This is a genomic window from Micromonospora sp. NPDC051300 (assembly GCF_044455315.1).
Classification (GTDB): Bacteria; Actinomycetota; Actinomycetes; order Mycobacteriales; family Micromonosporaceae; genus Micromonospora; species Micromonospora robiginosa.
Genome location: NZ_JBITEP010000011.1, coordinates 141,532 through 157,003 on the forward strand (window position 1 = coordinate 141,532; position 15,472 = coordinate 157,003).

The 15,472-nt window shown below is 72.9% G+C and carries 16 protein-coding genes; 5 read left to right on the forward strand and 11 right to left on the reverse strand.

Features of this window, described 5'->3' with window-relative positions; translation table 11 throughout:
• Positions 1-10: 10 nt before the first annotated feature.
• From ACIA5A_RS15155 to ACIA5A_RS15175, 5 genes are all read right to left on the reverse strand, one after another.
• Entirely contained in the window at positions 11-1,042 is a 1,032-nt protein-coding gene (locus ACIA5A_RS15155; RefSeq protein ID WP_396761598.1) for a hypothetical protein, read from the reverse strand.
• Positions 1,039-2,391: a hypothetical protein gene (locus tag ACIA5A_RS15160; protein ID WP_396761600.1), complete on the reverse strand. Its 1,353-nt coding sequence runs from the start codon at positions 2,389-2,391 to the stop codon at positions 1,039-1,041. The genes ACIA5A_RS15155 and ACIA5A_RS15160 overlap by 4 nt, the downstream gene beginning before the upstream one ends.
• Positions 2,388-2,696: a DUF6403 family protein gene (locus ACIA5A_RS15165; protein WP_396761603.1), complete on the reverse strand. Its 309-nt coding sequence runs from the start codon at positions 2,694-2,696 to the stop codon at positions 2,388-2,390. Before ACIA5A_RS15165 ends, ACIA5A_RS15160 begins: the two co-directional genes overlap by 4 nt.
• 55 nt (positions 2,697-2,751) lie before the next feature.
• On the reverse strand, positions 2,752-2,964 hold the full coding sequence (locus tag ACIA5A_RS15170; protein WP_396761606.1) for a hypothetical protein: 213 nt from the start codon (positions 2,962-2,964) through the stop codon (positions 2,752-2,754).
• A 104-nt stretch (positions 2,965-3,068) separates the two neighbouring features.
• On the reverse strand, positions 3,069-4,394 hold the full coding sequence (locus ACIA5A_RS15175) for an AAA family ATPase (protein ID WP_396761787.1): 1,326 nt from the start codon (positions 4,392-4,394) through the stop codon (positions 3,069-3,071).
• A 155-nt stretch (positions 4,395-4,549) separates the two neighbouring features.
• On the opposite strand from ACIA5A_RS15175, the gene ACIA5A_RS15180 reads away from it, so the two are divergent.
• From ACIA5A_RS15180 to ACIA5A_RS15195, 4 genes are all read left to right on the forward strand, one after another.
• Positions 4,550-5,200 (forward strand): DUF4433 domain-containing protein, encoded by a 651-nt coding sequence (locus ACIA5A_RS15180; RefSeq protein WP_396761609.1) that lies wholly within the window; start codon positions 4,550-4,552, stop codon positions 5,198-5,200.
• Positions 5,197-6,279: a macro domain-containing protein gene (locus ACIA5A_RS15185; RefSeq protein WP_396761612.1), complete on the forward strand. Its 1,083-nt coding sequence runs from the start codon at positions 5,197-5,199 to the stop codon at positions 6,277-6,279. Before ACIA5A_RS15180 ends, ACIA5A_RS15185 begins: the two co-directional genes overlap by 4 nt.
• Positions 6,280-6,431: 152 nt before the next feature.
• Positions 6,432-8,654 carry a choice-of-anchor J domain-containing protein gene (locus ACIA5A_RS15190; RefSeq protein ID WP_396761615.1) on the forward strand — a complete coding sequence of 741 codons (2,223 nt, stop codon included), beginning with the start codon at positions 6,432-6,434 and terminating at the stop codon, positions 8,652-8,654.
• 99 nt (positions 8,655-8,753) lie between these two features.
• Positions 8,754-9,299, forward strand: coding sequence for a flavoprotein (locus ACIA5A_RS15195; protein WP_396761618.1), 546 nt, complete (start codon positions 8,754-8,756; stop codon positions 9,297-9,299).
• Here ACIA5A_RS15195 and ACIA5A_RS15200 read toward each other — a convergent pair.
• From ACIA5A_RS15200 to ACIA5A_RS15220, 5 genes are all read right to left on the reverse strand, one after another.
• A complete protein-coding gene (locus ACIA5A_RS15200) occupies positions 9,271-10,029 on the reverse strand; it encodes a DUF6082 family protein (RefSeq protein WP_396761621.1) in 759 nt (252 codons plus the stop codon). The two genes, ACIA5A_RS15195 and ACIA5A_RS15200, sit on opposite strands and share 29 nt — an antisense overlap.
• Before the next feature lie 49 nt (positions 10,030-10,078).
• Positions 10,079-10,675 carry a DUF6879 family protein gene (locus ACIA5A_RS15205; RefSeq protein WP_396761624.1) on the reverse strand — a complete coding sequence of 199 codons (597 nt, stop codon included), beginning with the start codon at positions 10,673-10,675 and terminating at the stop codon, positions 10,079-10,081.
• Between the two features lie 10 nt (positions 10,676-10,685).
• A complete protein-coding gene (locus tag ACIA5A_RS15210) occupies positions 10,686-10,955 on the reverse strand; it encodes a hypothetical protein (RefSeq protein ID WP_396761627.1) in 270 nt (89 codons plus the stop codon).
• A 98-nt stretch (positions 10,956-11,053) separates the two neighbouring features.
• Positions 11,054-11,434 (reverse strand): hypothetical protein, encoded by a 381-nt coding sequence (locus tag ACIA5A_RS15215; RefSeq protein WP_396761630.1) that lies wholly within the window; start codon positions 11,432-11,434, stop codon positions 11,054-11,056.
• A 64-nt stretch (positions 11,435-11,498) separates the two neighbouring features.
• Positions 11,499-12,395 carry an S-4TM family putative pore-forming effector gene (locus tag ACIA5A_RS15220; protein ID WP_396761633.1) on the reverse strand — a complete coding sequence of 299 codons (897 nt, stop codon included), beginning with the start codon at positions 12,393-12,395 and terminating at the stop codon, positions 11,499-11,501.
• Between the two features lie 260 nt (positions 12,396-12,655).
• Here ACIA5A_RS15220 and ACIA5A_RS15225 point away from each other — a divergent pair, with 260 nt between their 5' ends.
• The gene (locus tag ACIA5A_RS15225) at positions 12,656-14,950 is read left to right on the forward strand and encodes a hypothetical protein (RefSeq protein WP_396761636.1); all 2,295 of its coding nucleotides are present in this window, start codon (positions 12,656-12,658) and stop codon (positions 14,948-14,950) included.
• On the opposite strand, the gene ACIA5A_RS15230 is transcribed toward ACIA5A_RS15225, so the two are convergent.
• Positions 14,934-15,422 carry a hypothetical protein gene (locus ACIA5A_RS15230; protein WP_396761639.1) on the reverse strand — a complete coding sequence of 163 codons (489 nt, stop codon included), beginning with the start codon at positions 15,420-15,422 and terminating at the stop codon, positions 14,934-14,936. The genes ACIA5A_RS15225 and ACIA5A_RS15230 overlap by 17 nt on opposite strands.
• Positions 15,423-15,472: the final 50 nt, after the last annotated feature.

Genomic DNA, 15,472 nt, shown 5'->3' on the forward strand with positions numbered 1-15,472 from the left:
GGTCGGCGGTTCACCGCCGGCCCCGTCCGCGCGTCCGGGCCCGGTTCTTCCCGGCCGCCTGCCCCCGCGTCGCGCCGGACGGCCGCCCCGACGACCCACCGGCGCGCCGCCCCGACCGCGCGCCGGCGCCCCGACCGGGCGCCCCGCCGGCGCCCCGACCCGACGCCGCGTCGGCGGCCAGTTCCGCCGCGCGCCGGCTCAGCTCCTCGACCCGCTCCCGCAGCCGGTCCGTCGAAGCGCCGGCGTCCGCGCCGGACACCTCGTCGAGCAGCCCGACGTAGTCGGCGGCCAACCACCGGGAGGCCGGACCGGCGGTCCGGTCCAGGTCGATGATCTGCTGGGCCAGCACGGCGGTGGCGGCGCCCAGCGCGGCCCGCTCGTCGGCGCGCGCGTCCCGCCCGGCCCGCCGCGCGTCGGCCAGCCGCCCGGCCCGCCGGCCGCCCAGCCAGAGCACCGCCGCGCCGGCCACCACACCGCCGACCGCGCCGCCGGCCAGCAGGTAACGGGGCAGCGACGGGCTGATGGTGCGCCCGCCGTCGGGCACCAGGCCGGTCCGGACCAGCCGGTCGTAGTTGAGCACGATCACCTTCAGCGCCTCGACCGGCCGGTGCACGAACGCGTCCGCGCCCTGGGAGATCACGCTCTCCACGACCACCGACCGGCCGATGTCGCGCGGGCTGTCGCCGCCGAGGCGGGAGCAGCCGTACGTGTCCCAGTCGTCGCCGTCGCGGCTCATCGCCAGCACCAGCGTGCCCTGGGTGGCGCGCTCGGTGTCGTCGCAGGTCCCGGCCAGGTCGGTGCCCGGCCGCATGATCAGCACGACCAGCCGCCGGTTGCCGATGACCCGTTCGGCGGCCGCCCGGTCCAGGTCGACGCCGGGCGCCGCGTAGACCGACGAGGCGCGCACCTGCCGGGCGGCCGGGGAGTCGAACAGGCCGCCGGACCACAGCGCCCAGCCGGCCAGCGCCAGGCAGGCCAGCACCGCCCGGCCGAACGCGGTGCCGACCAGCCGGCGCAGCCAGCGCCGCGCGTCGACGCTCACGACAGCCTCCCCCGCAGGTAGACGTCCGGCCGGTAGCCGGGCATCCGCACGTCCCGGGCCACGCCGTCCAGCTCGGCCTCCGCGACGGCCAGCAGCCCGCGTACGTGCTTGTCGGGCAGCCCGTCGTCGAGCGCGTACCGGGCCGACCGCAGCCGGCCGATGCCCCGCACCAGCGCCGGGTCGCTGCGCGCGTCGGTCAGCAGGGACAGCTCCACGGCCAGCGCGGAGAGCCCGGCCAGCCGGGCCGGCGTGCCGCCCGGCCCGAGGTCGCCCGGCCGGCTCCGGCGTCCACCGCGCGCGCTCCGGATCGACAGCGCCACGAACCCGGCCACGCAGCCGGTGAAGAGCCACGGCAGCGCCGGCAACGCCACCCGCAACGGGTCGAACGGCCGGTACGGCAGCGGCCTGTCGAACAGCCCCGCGTAGCGCACGTCGGTCACCCGGGCCAGATACGCGCCGAGCACGTTGCCCTGCGGATACGCGTAGCGGCTGAGCCGGCTGCCGTACTGCGCGTAGAAGCTGACGCCGGCCACCTCGGCGAAGTCCGCCGCGCCGGGACCGTGGTACTCGATCCAGCCGCCGTACATCACCACCAGCGGCCGGTCCGGGGCGAGCCGGTGCAGCGCCGGCCCGTACGCCGGCAGCGGCGTCCCGTACGGCTGGGCCGGGAGCACCACGAACCACGCACCGCCCGGGAACGCCTCCCGCGCGGACCGCTCCGGCGGCCGGGGCAGCGTGGCCCCGGGGGCGACCCAGCGGCCGGTGGCGCGCAGCGCGGCGGTCACCGGGGCCAGCTCGGCGTCGGTCGGGTCCCGCCACCGCAGGTCGTCCCGGTCCGCCGGGGACGGCTGCTTGCGCAGCGCGGCGAGCAGCGTGAGCACCTGGTCGGTGACGTCGTGGGTGGCGAACTGCGCCCGCCAGCCGGGCAGGTCGTCCGGCGTGGCCGCCAGGACACCACCGCTGACCTCGGTGCCGACGATCCGGATCTCGGCGTTCTCGACGTCCTTGACCCGCCGGCGTTCCGCCTCGTCCAGCCCGGGCGGGGCGACCAGGATCCGGGTGCCCCCGGCGCCGGCCGCGGCCCGCACCCGCGTCTCGTCCCAACGGGCGACCGCGCCGGGCAGGCGGACCACCGGGTCGGCGGCCACCAGCGCGGTCATCTCCTCGACCGAGGGCACGTCCGCGTCGCTCAACTCCCCGGCGGAGCCCTCCGCGGGCAGCGACGCCGACGACGGCGACCGCCCGTAGCTGACCGAGGTGCTCTGCCGCTGCGCGAGCAGGAAGACGGCAAGCACCGCCACCGCGGCGGCCAGCAGCGACCAGCGCAGCAGGTCCCGGCGTACGCTCACGCGCCGGCCCGCCACAGCTCGTCGGCGCGGCGGGCGTGCGCTTCGGCCTCCCGGGCCGCGTCCGTGCCGCCGCCGGGCGCGGCGGCGAGCAGTTCGGCGCGGGCCAGCAGCCGCTCCGCCTCCGGCACCGGCGTGGTCGACGCGTCCCGGCTGACGACCGCGTCCTGGATCGCCGCCCACGCCGACGACCAGGCGACCTTCCGGCGGTCGGCGCGGGCGCGGCGCCGGGGCAGCACTGTGGCCAGGAAGCCGGCCCCCACCGCCACCACGGCCCCGGCCAGCCAGGGCAGCACGCTCATGGTCATGATCCCTGTCTAACGCACCGCCGCCAGCGACGCGCGGCGAGGCGCGGCCCGCCTCCTACGACGACGAGTACCCCTCCTGGAAGCCGTCCATGAACGCCCCCGCCATCCCGGACACCACGCACCCGGCACAGCACAGGATCACCAGCAGCGCCGGCACCGTGACCCAGAGAACCGTCGTCCAGTTGATCCCGTCCGGCTCCGGCGGCGGGTACTGCGGCGGATAGTACTGCTGGTACGGATCCGGCTGATAAGGGTCGTGAGGATGCACCCGGCCATCCTGCCCACCACCCGCGGCCGTCGGAAGATCCGAACGGACCGCCCGGTCCGGCCCGCCGTCGCTTCCGCCCGGTACGCGTACCCGGGTGCGCGTACTCAGGCCCGGTGCGCGTCCAGGTGGGTGAGCACGGTCTGGTTGGCCTCCCAGCCGTCCGGGAACTTCACCGGCACGTCCAGGTGCACCCGCTCGGTCGACGGGTAGGCGTCGAGCAGTTCGCCGATGCCGGCCCGGGCCACCACCACGCAGGCGTGCCGGTGCCGGGACGCCAGCACGCACAGCCGCCCCGACTCCAGGTGGAACGCGGTGGCGTCGCGCCGGCCGGAGAGCGGGTGCAGCACGATCGTCACGTCGTACTCCCGGCCCTGGAGCCGGTTGGCGGTGTCCACGGTGATGCCCGCGCCGGCCGCGCCCAGCCGGGACCGGATGGCCGCGACCTGGTCGCGGTGCGCGGCGCCGACGGCGATCCGGTCCGCGGTGACCGGCGCACCGCCGGGCGCGGCCTCGCTGACCGCGACCGCGCCGCGCGCGAGCACCCGCAGCGCCAGCTCCGCGCAGGCCGCCGCGGCCTCGGCGTCGGTACGCACGGTGTGCCGGGCGGGCAGCTCGTGCAACGCCCAGCCGGTGGCGGCGGCCAGCTCGACCGAGGCGTCGTAGCCGTCGCCGGGTCCCGCCTCGGTGAAGGTGAGCGCCCGGTCGGCCGGCCCGGTGCCGGCGCGGAACCCGGTGAACGGGTAGAACGCGGCGGACACCACGGGCGCGGCGGAGGCCGGCAACCGCCACGACACCGGCAGCCGGTGCACCGGCAGCTCCGGATTGTGGCGCAGCAGCGTGGCCACCGCCGACTGCATCGGATCCCAGGTCAGGCCGGTCCAGCGGGCGGTCTCGACGGTGGAGAACGGGTCGAGCTGCCCGGGGTCGCCGACGAACAGCGCCCGCTCGAACCGCCCGGCCACGCGCAGCAGCGCGTCGGCGCGCATCTGGTACGCCTCGTCCACGATCGCCCACGGCCAGGTGCCGTCGGTGACGGTGGCCCACTTGGCCGCCGTACCGATGGTGACGGCCGGCCCGCCCAGGTCGGCGACCTTCGCGGCGACCCGGACCGTGGCGTGGTCCCGGACCCGTCCGGTGGGCCGGTAGTCGGCCGCGGAGAGCCGGCCGATGCGCAGCTCGGGCGCCTTGCGGGCGAGCCGGTCGACGAGGTCGTCGACCTGCTCGTTGGTCTGCGCCACGATCATCAGCGGGCCACCGGTGACGGCGATCTCGTCGGCCGCCCGAACCACCAGGGTCGATTTGCCGGCACCTGGCGGTGAGTCCACGACGACACCCCGGTGGTCACCGAAGCGCAGGTCGGACAGTACGGCGGTGATGACGCGCTCGGCCGCGTCCGCGGACGGTACGCCCGGCGCACGCGTCGATTCGATCCCTGGCACGACGCACGACCCTACCGGCGGAGAGCCGAGGACCACGAGAACGCGACACGTCCTCATTACTCAGGGCAGCGAAGCGATCGCTATACGAATAATCTTGCGGGCCTATGTGCCAGCAGAGCCGACATCCGCCGCCAGACCGACTGATCATGCATTTCACCCACATCGACAACCTGCCGGCGATACTGGCCGCGCGCCGCCTCCTGTCCGACGCGACAGTCGCCGGTCGGCTGGTCACGAACGTCGGCGCCGTGGACATCAAAGCGAGCAGGCGGCAACGACTCGTGCCCTGCCCACCGGGTGGCGTGGTGGCCGACTACGTACCGTTCTACTTCGCCCCCCGCTCACCGATGATGTACCGAATCGCGTGTGAACACCGCGACGGCAGGGCCGACCGCTACCCGGGCGGCGACGACCCGTTGGTCTATCTGGTGAGCACCACCGCACGGGTGCACGACGCCGGCCTGGCATGGGTGGCGAGCGACGGCAACTGCGCCGCCGCGGTGACCCGGTTCACCGCGGTCGCTGACGACTTGGCCGATCTGGTTGATTGGTCGTTGATGCGGGAGCGGATCTGGCGGGACACCTCGGAGGACCCGGACCGCAGGCGTCGGCGGCTGGCGGAGTTCCTTGTACACCGGGAGTTCCCGCTACGTCTGATTGCCGGGTACGCCGTGCGGACGGCTGCTCGGCGGGAACAGTTGACGCAGGTCCTGCACGCTGCTGGCATCATCGACGCGTACGTTGGTGTCAGACCTGACTGGTACTACGGCTACGAACGGGGGGAGGTGCGCGAATGATCATCATCAGTCACGGCAACCTGCTGACGGCGGACGCCGAGGCATTGGTGAACACGGTCAACACCGTGGGTGTGATGGGCAAGGGCATCGCTCTCCAGTTCAAGCGCGCCCACCCGGCCAACTTCACCGCATACCGGGCCGCCTGCGCGGCCGGCGAGGTGGCGTTGGGCACCATGTTCGTCTTCGATTCCGGCCGGCTGGGCCCTCGCCGCCTCATCATCAACTTTCCGACGAAGGGCCACTGGAGGTCTCGCTCCCGGCTGGGCGACATCGAAGCCGGCCTGGTCGACCTGGTCCGGGTTGTCCGCGAACGTCGGATTTCCTCCGTCGCGGTTCCGGCACTCGGGTGCGGCAACGGCGGCTTGGAGTGGCCGGTGGTCCGTTCCCGGATCGAGCAGGCCTTCGCCGCGCTGCCCGATGTCCGCGTCCTGCTCTTCCCCCCGGAGGGCGCCCCGGACCCGTCCGAGATGCCGGTCGCCACTCCCCGGCCCGCGCTCACCGCGGGACGCGCCGTCCTGCTGCGAGCCATCGAACGCTATCTGCGGCAGGCCCAGGCCGCCGAGCCACGGGACGGGGTCACGACCCTGGAGATCCAGAAGATCGCCTACTTCCTCCAGACGCTGGGTGAGCCGTTGCGACTCGACTTCACGAGGGGCAGATACGGCCCGTACGCGGAGAGCCTGAACGCGGTGCTCGACCGCCTCGAAGGTCACTACCTCGTCGGCTTCGGCGACCGTTCCGCACGGGTGGAGGAACTGCGTCCGATCCGGCTGACGAACCGGGCCGGCGACGACCTGGATGCCTGGTTCGCCTCGGCGCACCACACCACGGAGACCCTTGACCGGTTCGCCGAGCTCGTCCAGGGCTTCGAGGGCCCCTACACCGTGGAGCTCCTCGCCACCGTTCACTACGCCGCGCAGACGACCCCTCCGACCCGCGATCTGGACGAATTGGTGGAGCGGGTGCGCGCCTGGAGCGGACGCAAGGCTCGCCTCTTCACGGCCGCCCACGTGCAGACGGCATACGAGCGGCTGGAATCGGCGGGGCTCCTTCCCCGCATGGCCTCGTCCTCGGTCTGAATAGAGCCTGCGCTACCGGACGGCTTCCTCATACGTCCACCCGGATGGTTGCCAAAGGCAACGGTGTGGCGTACGAACGACGGTGAATATCACTCCGGTGGATACGACGGTGACCCCGTCGGCCGGATCCGCACACCCGACAAGGGGGGCACATGGCACGCAGCCGGATCGCCGGTACCGCAGCCATCGCACTCGTCCTACCGTTCCTCGGCGTCCTGCCCGCCACGGCCGCGTCGGCCGCACCGGCCCCGGCCGCGCCCGCGAAGGCCAAGCCGGTCACCGACGACACCCGCGAGCTGACCCGCAAGGACTTCACGCTCGACGGCAAGCCGGTGAAGACCCCGGCCCGCTACCAGAAGCGCGCCCAGTCGCGGTCGAGGGCCGCCGCGGCCACCACTCCGCCGGTCGGCACGGTCCGGCAGTGGCTCGGCATGGACGACTTCCAGGGCAGCTACTACCGCAAGGACTACACGCTGCGCGGCGTCGGCGACAACGTCGAGGTGTGGGTCGCCAACGACATCGCGTTCCCGGCCGACGACTGCCGCAACCAGATCCCCACGTCGACGCAGATCACCGACGCGCAGGTGCAGAGCTTCGTGCACGAGTTCGACACGAACATGTACCCGAAGGAGACGGTCGCGTTCAGCCGGCCGCCGGACCGCGACGGCAGCAACTCCCAGATCCCGCCGGACGCGCAGGGCAACGGCGGCGACTACTCCGGCGGCGGCAACAAGACGGTCACCCTGATCGACAACGTCCGGGACGACAACTACTACGACTTCCCGGCCGCGCCGACCTACATCGCCGGCTTCTTCTCGGCGCAGCTCAACGAGCTGTTCGACCGCAACGTGATGACCGTCGACGCGTTCGACTGGCTGCACCGCACCGGCGCGAACCCGCCGGACGAGCCGACCGCCGACCTCTGCACCAGCCGCCCGGCCCGCCCGTTCAGCTACGAGGGCACGTTCGCCCACGAGTGGCAGCACCTGGCGCACTACTACTCGGACCCGTTCGAGACCACCTGGATGAACGAGGGCCTGTCGGACTTCGCGCAGACCCTGACCGGGTACGTGGACACGAAGGCCACCGTCTTCGACCGGGGCGCGGACAGCCACCTCTACTGCCAGCAGGGCTTCGGCACGGTGCAGACGCCGTACAACGCGAACCCGCGTGACTGCGGCGGGCCGGAGAACTCGCTGAACCTGTGGGGCGAGAGCCCGAACCCGAACGCGGTGCTCGCCGACTACGGCAACGCGTACGCGTTCATCCAGTTCCTCTACGACCGCTACGGCAACGACATCGTGCACCGCCTGCACAACGACGCCGACCTGCAGGGGCTGGCCAGCCTCGACGCGGCGCTCAAGGCCGAGGGCGCGAAGGACATGTACCAGGTGATCCACGACTACCAGACGATGACGCTCGTCGACAAGATCGTCGGGGAGTCGCGCAAGGGGATCATGCTCGGCGTACCGAAGAGTCGGGTGACCACGCCGAGCCTGCGCTCCACCGTCAACCTGGCCAACCCGGCCGCGTACGCCACGCCCGGCGCGGCGCCCAACGGCGCCGACTACGTCCCGCTGGCGAAGGCCGACGGGACCCTGCTGCGCGGCCGTGACCTGCGGTCGCTGTCGTTCCAGGGCGCGAAGACGCTGCCGGCGCTGCCGCTGGCCTGGACCGTGGTCAGCAACGACCCGGACCGCCCCGGCAACCCGGTGCTGTTCTCCGGCAACGCCAACAACACCGACGCCGCCGCGGTCACCCCGGTGACCGTGCCGACCACCGACCCGACGCTGCGCTTCCTCGCCAAGTACGGCGCGGAGGTCGGCTTCGACTACGGCTACGTGGTGGTCTCCACCGACGGCGGCGCCACCTACACGGCGGTCGCCGGCGACAAGACCATCGACGGCCCGCTCGGCCCGGCGCTGAACGGCACCACCGACGGGTTCGAGCCGCACAGCTTCGACCTGTCCGCGTACGCCGGCAAGAGCATCCTGCTCGGCTTCCGCTACGTCAGCGACGGCGGCGTCAACGAGGGCGGCCTGCTCGTCGATGACGTCACGATCGGCGGCACCACGGTCAGCGACGGCAGCAGCCTCGACCCGTTCGACTCGCCGACCGAGATCAAGCCGATCGCCGTGGACAACTGGAACGTGCGCCTGATCGGCCTGGACGAGAAGCACTCGCTGGCCTGGCAGTTCGAGTTCGACGGCAAGTCGAGCCTGAAGCTCGACCGGGCGCGGCTCGCGCTGCTCTCGCTGTTCCCAAAGGTGGTCGCCGTGGTCGCCTACGACGAGCCCACCGAGCAGGTCCAGCAGTACGCCCCGTACACCCTCACCGTCAACGGCGTGGTGCAGAAAGGCGGGGCCCCCTCTTAACGCCTCCGGTATAGGAAGGGCCCCCTGTTAACAACCCGCCCCGCCCGAGCACCGGCACACGGTGCTCGGGCGGGGCCGTTTGCGGGTAGAACTGGCGGCATGAGTGAAGCGCCGGTGCTGCACCTGGTCGTCTGCGCCGCTCCCCCGGCCCAGCGGATCGGCGACCTCGTCGAACTGCTCGCCGCCGACGGCTGGCGGGTCTGCCTGATCGCCACCCCGACCGCCGCGAGCTGGCTCGACCGCGACGCGCTCGCCGCGCAGACCGGTCATCAGGTACGCGTCGACTGGCGCCGCCCCGGCGACCCCGAGCCGCACCCACCGGCCCACGCCGCCGCGGTCGTACCGGCCACGTTCAACACGCTGAACAAGTGGGCGGCCGGGGCGAGCGACACGCTGGCGCTGGGCGTCCTGAACGAACTGCTCGGCACCGGCCTGCCGATCCACGTGTTCCCTCGGGTGAACGCCGCGCTGGCCGCGCACCCGGTCTACCGGCCCAACCTGCGACTGCTGCGGGAGGCCGGGGTGGTGGTGCACGACGGGGACGTGCTGCGCGCGCCGGACGAGATGACGCCGAGCAGGTGGGCGGCGGTGGTCGACGCGCTGCGCGAAGCCCGCCCTACCGGCGAGAATTCCGACGCGCGGTGAACCGCCGCACCAGGTAGTGCCCCGCGAGAGCCACTCCGCCGCCGATGACGACGCCCCTTGCAAGGTGGGTAGCGGGGCCACTCGGCAGAGGGTCGACCGGCTCCGGACGGAGGGGTGCCGCATCGACTGCCGGACCCGCAGCGACGGCCCTCTGATAGCGCCGGTCCATCACGCTGGTGAAGCGACGGGCCCGGCGCGACGTCTCGGCTTTCATCCGCGGGCCCCTCGCCTCCGCCCAGAAGCGGCGCCCCGACACACCTTTGAAGAACTGGTCGGCCAGCACCTCGAGGTGGGCCTCGCTGAGGGTGTCCACCTCCCACATGAGCTGCCAGTGGGTCACGATCAGATTGCTGTAGACATGCCTTCGGAACCAGGCCAGATCGGTCGACTCCTCGATCGGGCCCCAGCACTCCAACAGATCGGGGGCGTCGATGGCCATCTTGAGCAGGTCGGTGTGCAGCGCCCGGAGGGCCTGCTCCCGAGCCGCCTTGGCCTCACGGGCCTGCACGATCAGGGAGACGACCACACCGATCAGCGCAAGTGCGGCGAGAATGGCGGAGGCAGCGCCGTAAGCCTGGCCGACATTGCCGAGCAGGGGCCAGTCGTAGCCGGGCCGATCGCCGATCCAGAGCAGGCCGAGCGGCGTGAGGAGCACAGCGACGAGGACGGCCAGCACGGCGAGCAGGAGTGCGGTCGGCGTCGCCGACCGGCGGGCCAGGCTGGTGACCATCCGCGGTCCGGGCACGCCTGCCTCCAGGGTCGCTGGTGCGCGCAGGCTACTACAGGTGGGCGGTGGAGGGCGTCCGGCCGTCGACCTCCCGATAGAAGAACGATTCGAACGGCTCAGCCTCGTCGAGCAACGCCAGAATCTGGGATCGGCAGCCCTCGACGACTCCGGGCTCGACGGCCTTCTCCGCGCCGACCGGAAGGCCCGTCTCGTCGTAGCGGACGTCGTAGACAGCGCGGCTGCCGGCCACCATCAGCTCAGGTATCCGGCCGTGCGTCCGCTCGATCTCCGAGACCGCCCCGGCGTCGAGCACGCGGATCCGTTCCCCCGCCTCGGCGCGGAAGCGGAGGAAGTTCAGCTCCCAGATCAGGTACGGCGTGAGGGGAAGCTCCACGATCCGCAGGCGGTGCAGCCCCGAGCCCAGCGCGTCGAGGCGGGCGAAGAACTGTGCCAGCTCGGGATTGGGCTGGGCGGCGATCCGCAACGCTTCGTCCCACCGGCCGGCGGCGAACGCCTCCCAGCTCGAGCTGCCCGGCTCGCGGAACGTCTGAAGCCGCTCGGTCTTGAGGATCACTCCGTCCACGGTCTCCACCGTGGCGTAGAAGTCCGCTTCGTACTCGGGCAGGCTCATCCGTTGGACGGACGCCATCCGCAAGAGGTCACGCATCCGGGATGTCCGGCTTGGCGGCACGGATCATGCTGCGCGGAATCACGACCAGCCGCTCGTCCTGGCCGACGCTGACCCCCTCCGGCAGGCGCCCGTCATACATGTCCGTGAGGTCGCGGCCGATGACCGCCACGTCGCCGTTGGAGAGTTCCCAGATGTCGGGGCAGGTGGTGGTGCCGCCGCTCTCGCCCAGCTCGGCGGCGGACCGTCCGAGCCGTCTGGCGAACGTCGCCGCCGGTTCCGCTTCCCATCGACCAGCCATCGCCAACTCCCCGGAGTCACGGATCGAGCACTCAGAATAGCCAGTGCCGAATCGCGGACGCCCTCGTATTTTCGCGACCTGAAGTAGATCTCCGATGGTCAGCGGGAGCGGGGCACCTGACGGTTGAACCGGGGACGCAGCGCCAGGACCAGCGCTTCCTTCGTACCCTCGGGGTTGTCGGTCTCCTGCCAGCGGACCTCGCACCGCCCCAGCCACCCGGCGATGTCGTCGCGGGTCGCGGCCCGGCCCGGCGCGTCGAGGAGCTGGCCGACCTGGTCGTGCAGCACCGACGAGTCGCGGTTGCCGGTGAGGTGCTGGCGCAGTCGGGCGCGCAGGTCGCCGGTGTAGCCGACGTAGGCGACCACGCCGCCGTCGAGCACCAGGTGCACGCCGGACGCGGCGGGCGCGGCGGCGACGACGTCCTTGGTGTACGGCCGGGGCGGCGTGAACCCGGCCAGCAGGTCTTCGGTGTGCGACACGCGACGGACGGTACCGGCGTCCGGATCGTCGCGCGGCCCCGCACGACTCGACGTGACGGATCGTTCACCCCGGGTGCAGCAGGTGGCCGAGGCCGGCCATGGTGGACTGGAAGTCGATCCGGTCGGCGGCGTGGAACCGGCGGAAGAACCAGTTCGGCACGCGGGTCTGCGTGCAGCGGGTGCGGAACAGCAGGTCCTGCACCTGGCGGGCCACCACGGGCAGGGCGGCGGCGGCCGCCGGGTCGCGCACTGCCGCGGTGATGTGGTCGTGGACGGCGGCGGTGGCCCGGTCGCGGTCGACCGCGACGTCGCGCTGGCCACGGTAGATCTCGACGCCGAGCAGCAGCGCGCCGAGCGACGGCACGAACCAGGCGAGCAGCAGGTGGCCGACGGTCAGGCCGGCGAGGACGCCGTAGACGACGCCGAGCGCGGCCCAGGCGGCCACGGCGGCGAGCACGGCGTGGGCGTAGCGGCGGCGCAGCCGGGCGCCCCAGCCGAGGCTCTGCTGTTGGCAGGCGAGCACGTCGTAGGGCGCGGGCAGGTCCGGGATCTCGTAGTAGTCGCGCAGGTAGCGTTCGGTGCCCCGGAACGCGCGGTCGAGCCGGCTGATCTCCGGCGCGCCGACCCGGTCCCCGGCGGCCACCTCGTTCCAGGGGAGGCGGAACAGGTCGACGTCGAACATCTCCTGGATGGTGGCGGCCCGGCGGAGCTGCCCGCGTGACCAGGTGGCGAGCCCGAGCGCGTTGACCACGGCCCAGAGCGCGCCGAGCGCGGTGACGGCGGTGGCCGACACGCCGGTGACGGCGATCAGCGCGCCGGCGCCGGCGATGGCCACGGAGGCCGAGGTGCGCAGCGCGTCGAGGCGTTGGGCGCGGGTGTGGCAGACGGACATGGCCCGCAGCAGCGCCATCATCTCGGGTTCGGTCTGGCGCCTGAGCAGGGAATCAGTCGGTTCCGGCATGCCACCCTCCCGACTCGACATCCATCATGCTAGATGTTACTTCCGGTGATCCAGCGGAACCCCTAGGTGATCTTTGAACTACCGATAAGTAGGGGTTAATCCTGAGGCGCGAATTAGTAACTGCTTCGCCGGGAGTTGGGGTAGCTTGAGCCGTCGCACCCCCCTCAGCACCACCGACATCCCTCTTCGCCGAAGGTTCGACGACCACCATGGACGATGGTCCGGGCGCCACACCAGAGTGGCTCAGGCAGGACGACCGCGTGCGCGACGCGCTGCGGCGATGGGCGGCCGATCGCGGCGCCGTCCGGGTGCTGTCGCGCAAGGGACCGATGCGCGGCTACACCGAGGCGTACCTCTTCGTGGTCAAGCTGGACAGCCCGGCGGGCCCGGGGCGGGTCGGCAGCCGCAAGCTGCTGGTGAAGGTGCACCCGGCGGGCGGCGACGGCCCGTCCGGCGCCCGCCGGCACGAGCAGGCGCAGCGGGACGCGCCCGGCTTCGCCGAGCGGCACATGGTCAGGCCGCACTTCGGCGGCTACCCGGTGTCCGACGGCCGGCACCTGTCCTTCCAGGACCTCGCCAACGGCGGCGACGCGGTCCGCACCCTGGACCAGGTCGAGGACGACGACCGTCTCGTCGAGGCCTACCGAACGGTGGTTGGCATCCTGCTGCACGACTGGAACGGGGTGACCGCACCCGCCGGGCCGCCGACCGCCACCACCACCGTGCGGGAGTACGTGCGCCGCGAGCTGGCGGCGACCGGGGCGCTGCGCGAGGTCGCCGCCCGGGCCGGCCGGCTCGGGCTTGATGACCTGGACCGGGACCGGCTGGACGTCGACGGCCGGGAGCGGCCCAACCCGCTGCGCCTGACCGAGGACGGCGGGCCGGTCGGGGACGTCGAGATCGAGTACGTGCACGGCTTCAGCCACGGCGACCTGCACGGCGGCAACCTGCTCTTCGCCGCCCGGCGCGACGGCACCGTGCGCCCGCAGACGTTCACCATTGTCGACCTGGACCGCTACGAGAGCGCCGCGCCGCTGACCCGCGACCTGGTGACACTGCTGGTCTCCACGGTCCTGCGGTGGGTGGCGCCCCGTCCCGGCCCGGACGGGGACCGGCCGGACGGCCTGCCGCGCAAGCAGGCCGTCGCGCTGCTCGACTACCTGGTCGACCCGGACCGGCCGGCGCCGAGCAGCCTGCCGCCCGCGCTGGCCGAGCTGGTGCGGCTCACCCACGAGGAGGGGTCGCGCTACGCCGCGTCCGGAAACTGGCGCGAGGACTGGGGTACGCAGTACCGCCTGTCGCTCGTCGCCCAGGCGCTCACCGCGGTCACCTACGACAACCTCGACCACGAGGGCCGCTGGTGGTGCTTCCGGCTGGCTGCCTACGCGGCGGAGGCGATCCACGCGGAGCTGACCGACGCCGACACGCGCTTCGACCCGACGCCGGTCCTCGACCTGCACGTCGACCGCGCGCCGGAGCGGTGGCACGGGACCGCCGAGCCGGGCCGGCACCGGGCCGGCGGCGGCCTTCCGCGCAACGCGGCCCCGGCCGGCACGGACTCCGACGGGGTGGGACGGCCGGTGGCACACCGGAACCGCGGCCGGTACGCCGCCGTGTCCCGGCCCGGCGCGGTGCTGCGCCGCTGGGTGGGACTGCCGGCGGGCGGGTCCGGCCGGCGGCGGCTGACGATGGCGGTGCTCGCCGCGCTGGGCGGCAGCCTGGTGGCGCAGCTCGTGCCCGGCAGCACGTCGGACCGGGACCTCCGGCCGCCGGTGGCGGTGCCGCCGCCCAGCCGCACCGAGACGCCGCCGTCGAGCCGCAGCGGCGACCGGGGCCCGGTGCCCTCGGAACCGCTGGATCCGGGCGCGAAGCTCGTCCAGATCGCCGACCGGGTCCAGCGGATGACGGAGCCGCCGAGCCGGGGCCGGTACGCGTTCACCTGCCTGCGCGTGTGGTCGCCGGAGGACCTCGCGCTCGGCTCGGACGACCTGATGCGCTACCAGGAGGAGCGGCTGTGGTGGACCCGGGAGCGGTCGGGTCGCCGCACCGTGCACGACGTGGACGACGGCCGGCGCTCCCGGGCGCAGGACGCCCGCTACGACAGGGGTGAGTTGCGGGCCGTGCCACCGGACCCGTCGGCGGACCTGACCGAGCTGCGTCGGCAGATGGACGCGCTGCTGCGCGCGAAGCCGCCGGTGCTGCGCAACGCGGCGGGCATGCTGGAGACGGTCGCCTGGATCAACCAGTTCCGGCCGCTGACCGCCGGGCAGCGCGCGGCGCTGCTGCGGTGGCTCGCCGAGCAGGACGGCATCGTGGACGGGGGCCGCTACGGCGACCGCGCCCAGCGGTACGGCTACGCGGTGAGCGCGCGCAACGCCGACGGGCAGTGGGAGACGCTCCTCTTCGACGAGGACACCGGCCGCCTGCTCAGCCACGTGAAGACGACCGCCGACGACACCCTGCTCGCCTACTACCTGTTCCTGGACAGCGCCCGCACCGACACGATCGAGGAGGCGCCGTGCGGGGACCCGGCGACGGTCAGCATCGACGGGTGACGAAATTCGCCCAGTCCCGCCAGGGCGCGGCGTCGGTGCGGACCGGGTTGGTCACCCCGACGGTGAACAGCGCGGTGTCGTTGTAGGAGAACGTGGCCTTCCCGCTGGACATGTTGTAGTGAGCGGACCCGATCCGGAACTGCCACTGCCAGGTGGCCAGGTTCTGCCGGCCGCAGTCGGAGAGCTTGCCCCGGGGATAGCCGAAGTCGGGCCGGTCGTAGAAGCAGAACCAGCCGCGCGGGCAGTCGGCCAGCGCGTGGACGCCCACCGGGGCGCGCAGCGTGACCAGGAGCGCGCCGTCGCCGTAGCTGATCTCGTTGGCGTCGACCGGCACCCCGCCCGGGTGGGCGGCCAGGTAGTCGGTCAGCTCGCGGTGCGCGGCGGCCACCGCCGGCGCGGGCGCGGCGACGGCGATCAGGGCACCGCCGAGAACGGCGGCTACCACCATTCGGTACGCGCGGGAAAAAGTCATTCCACACCCCCGTCGGACATTGATGATTTTCTCTGTCCAAACAGAATAGG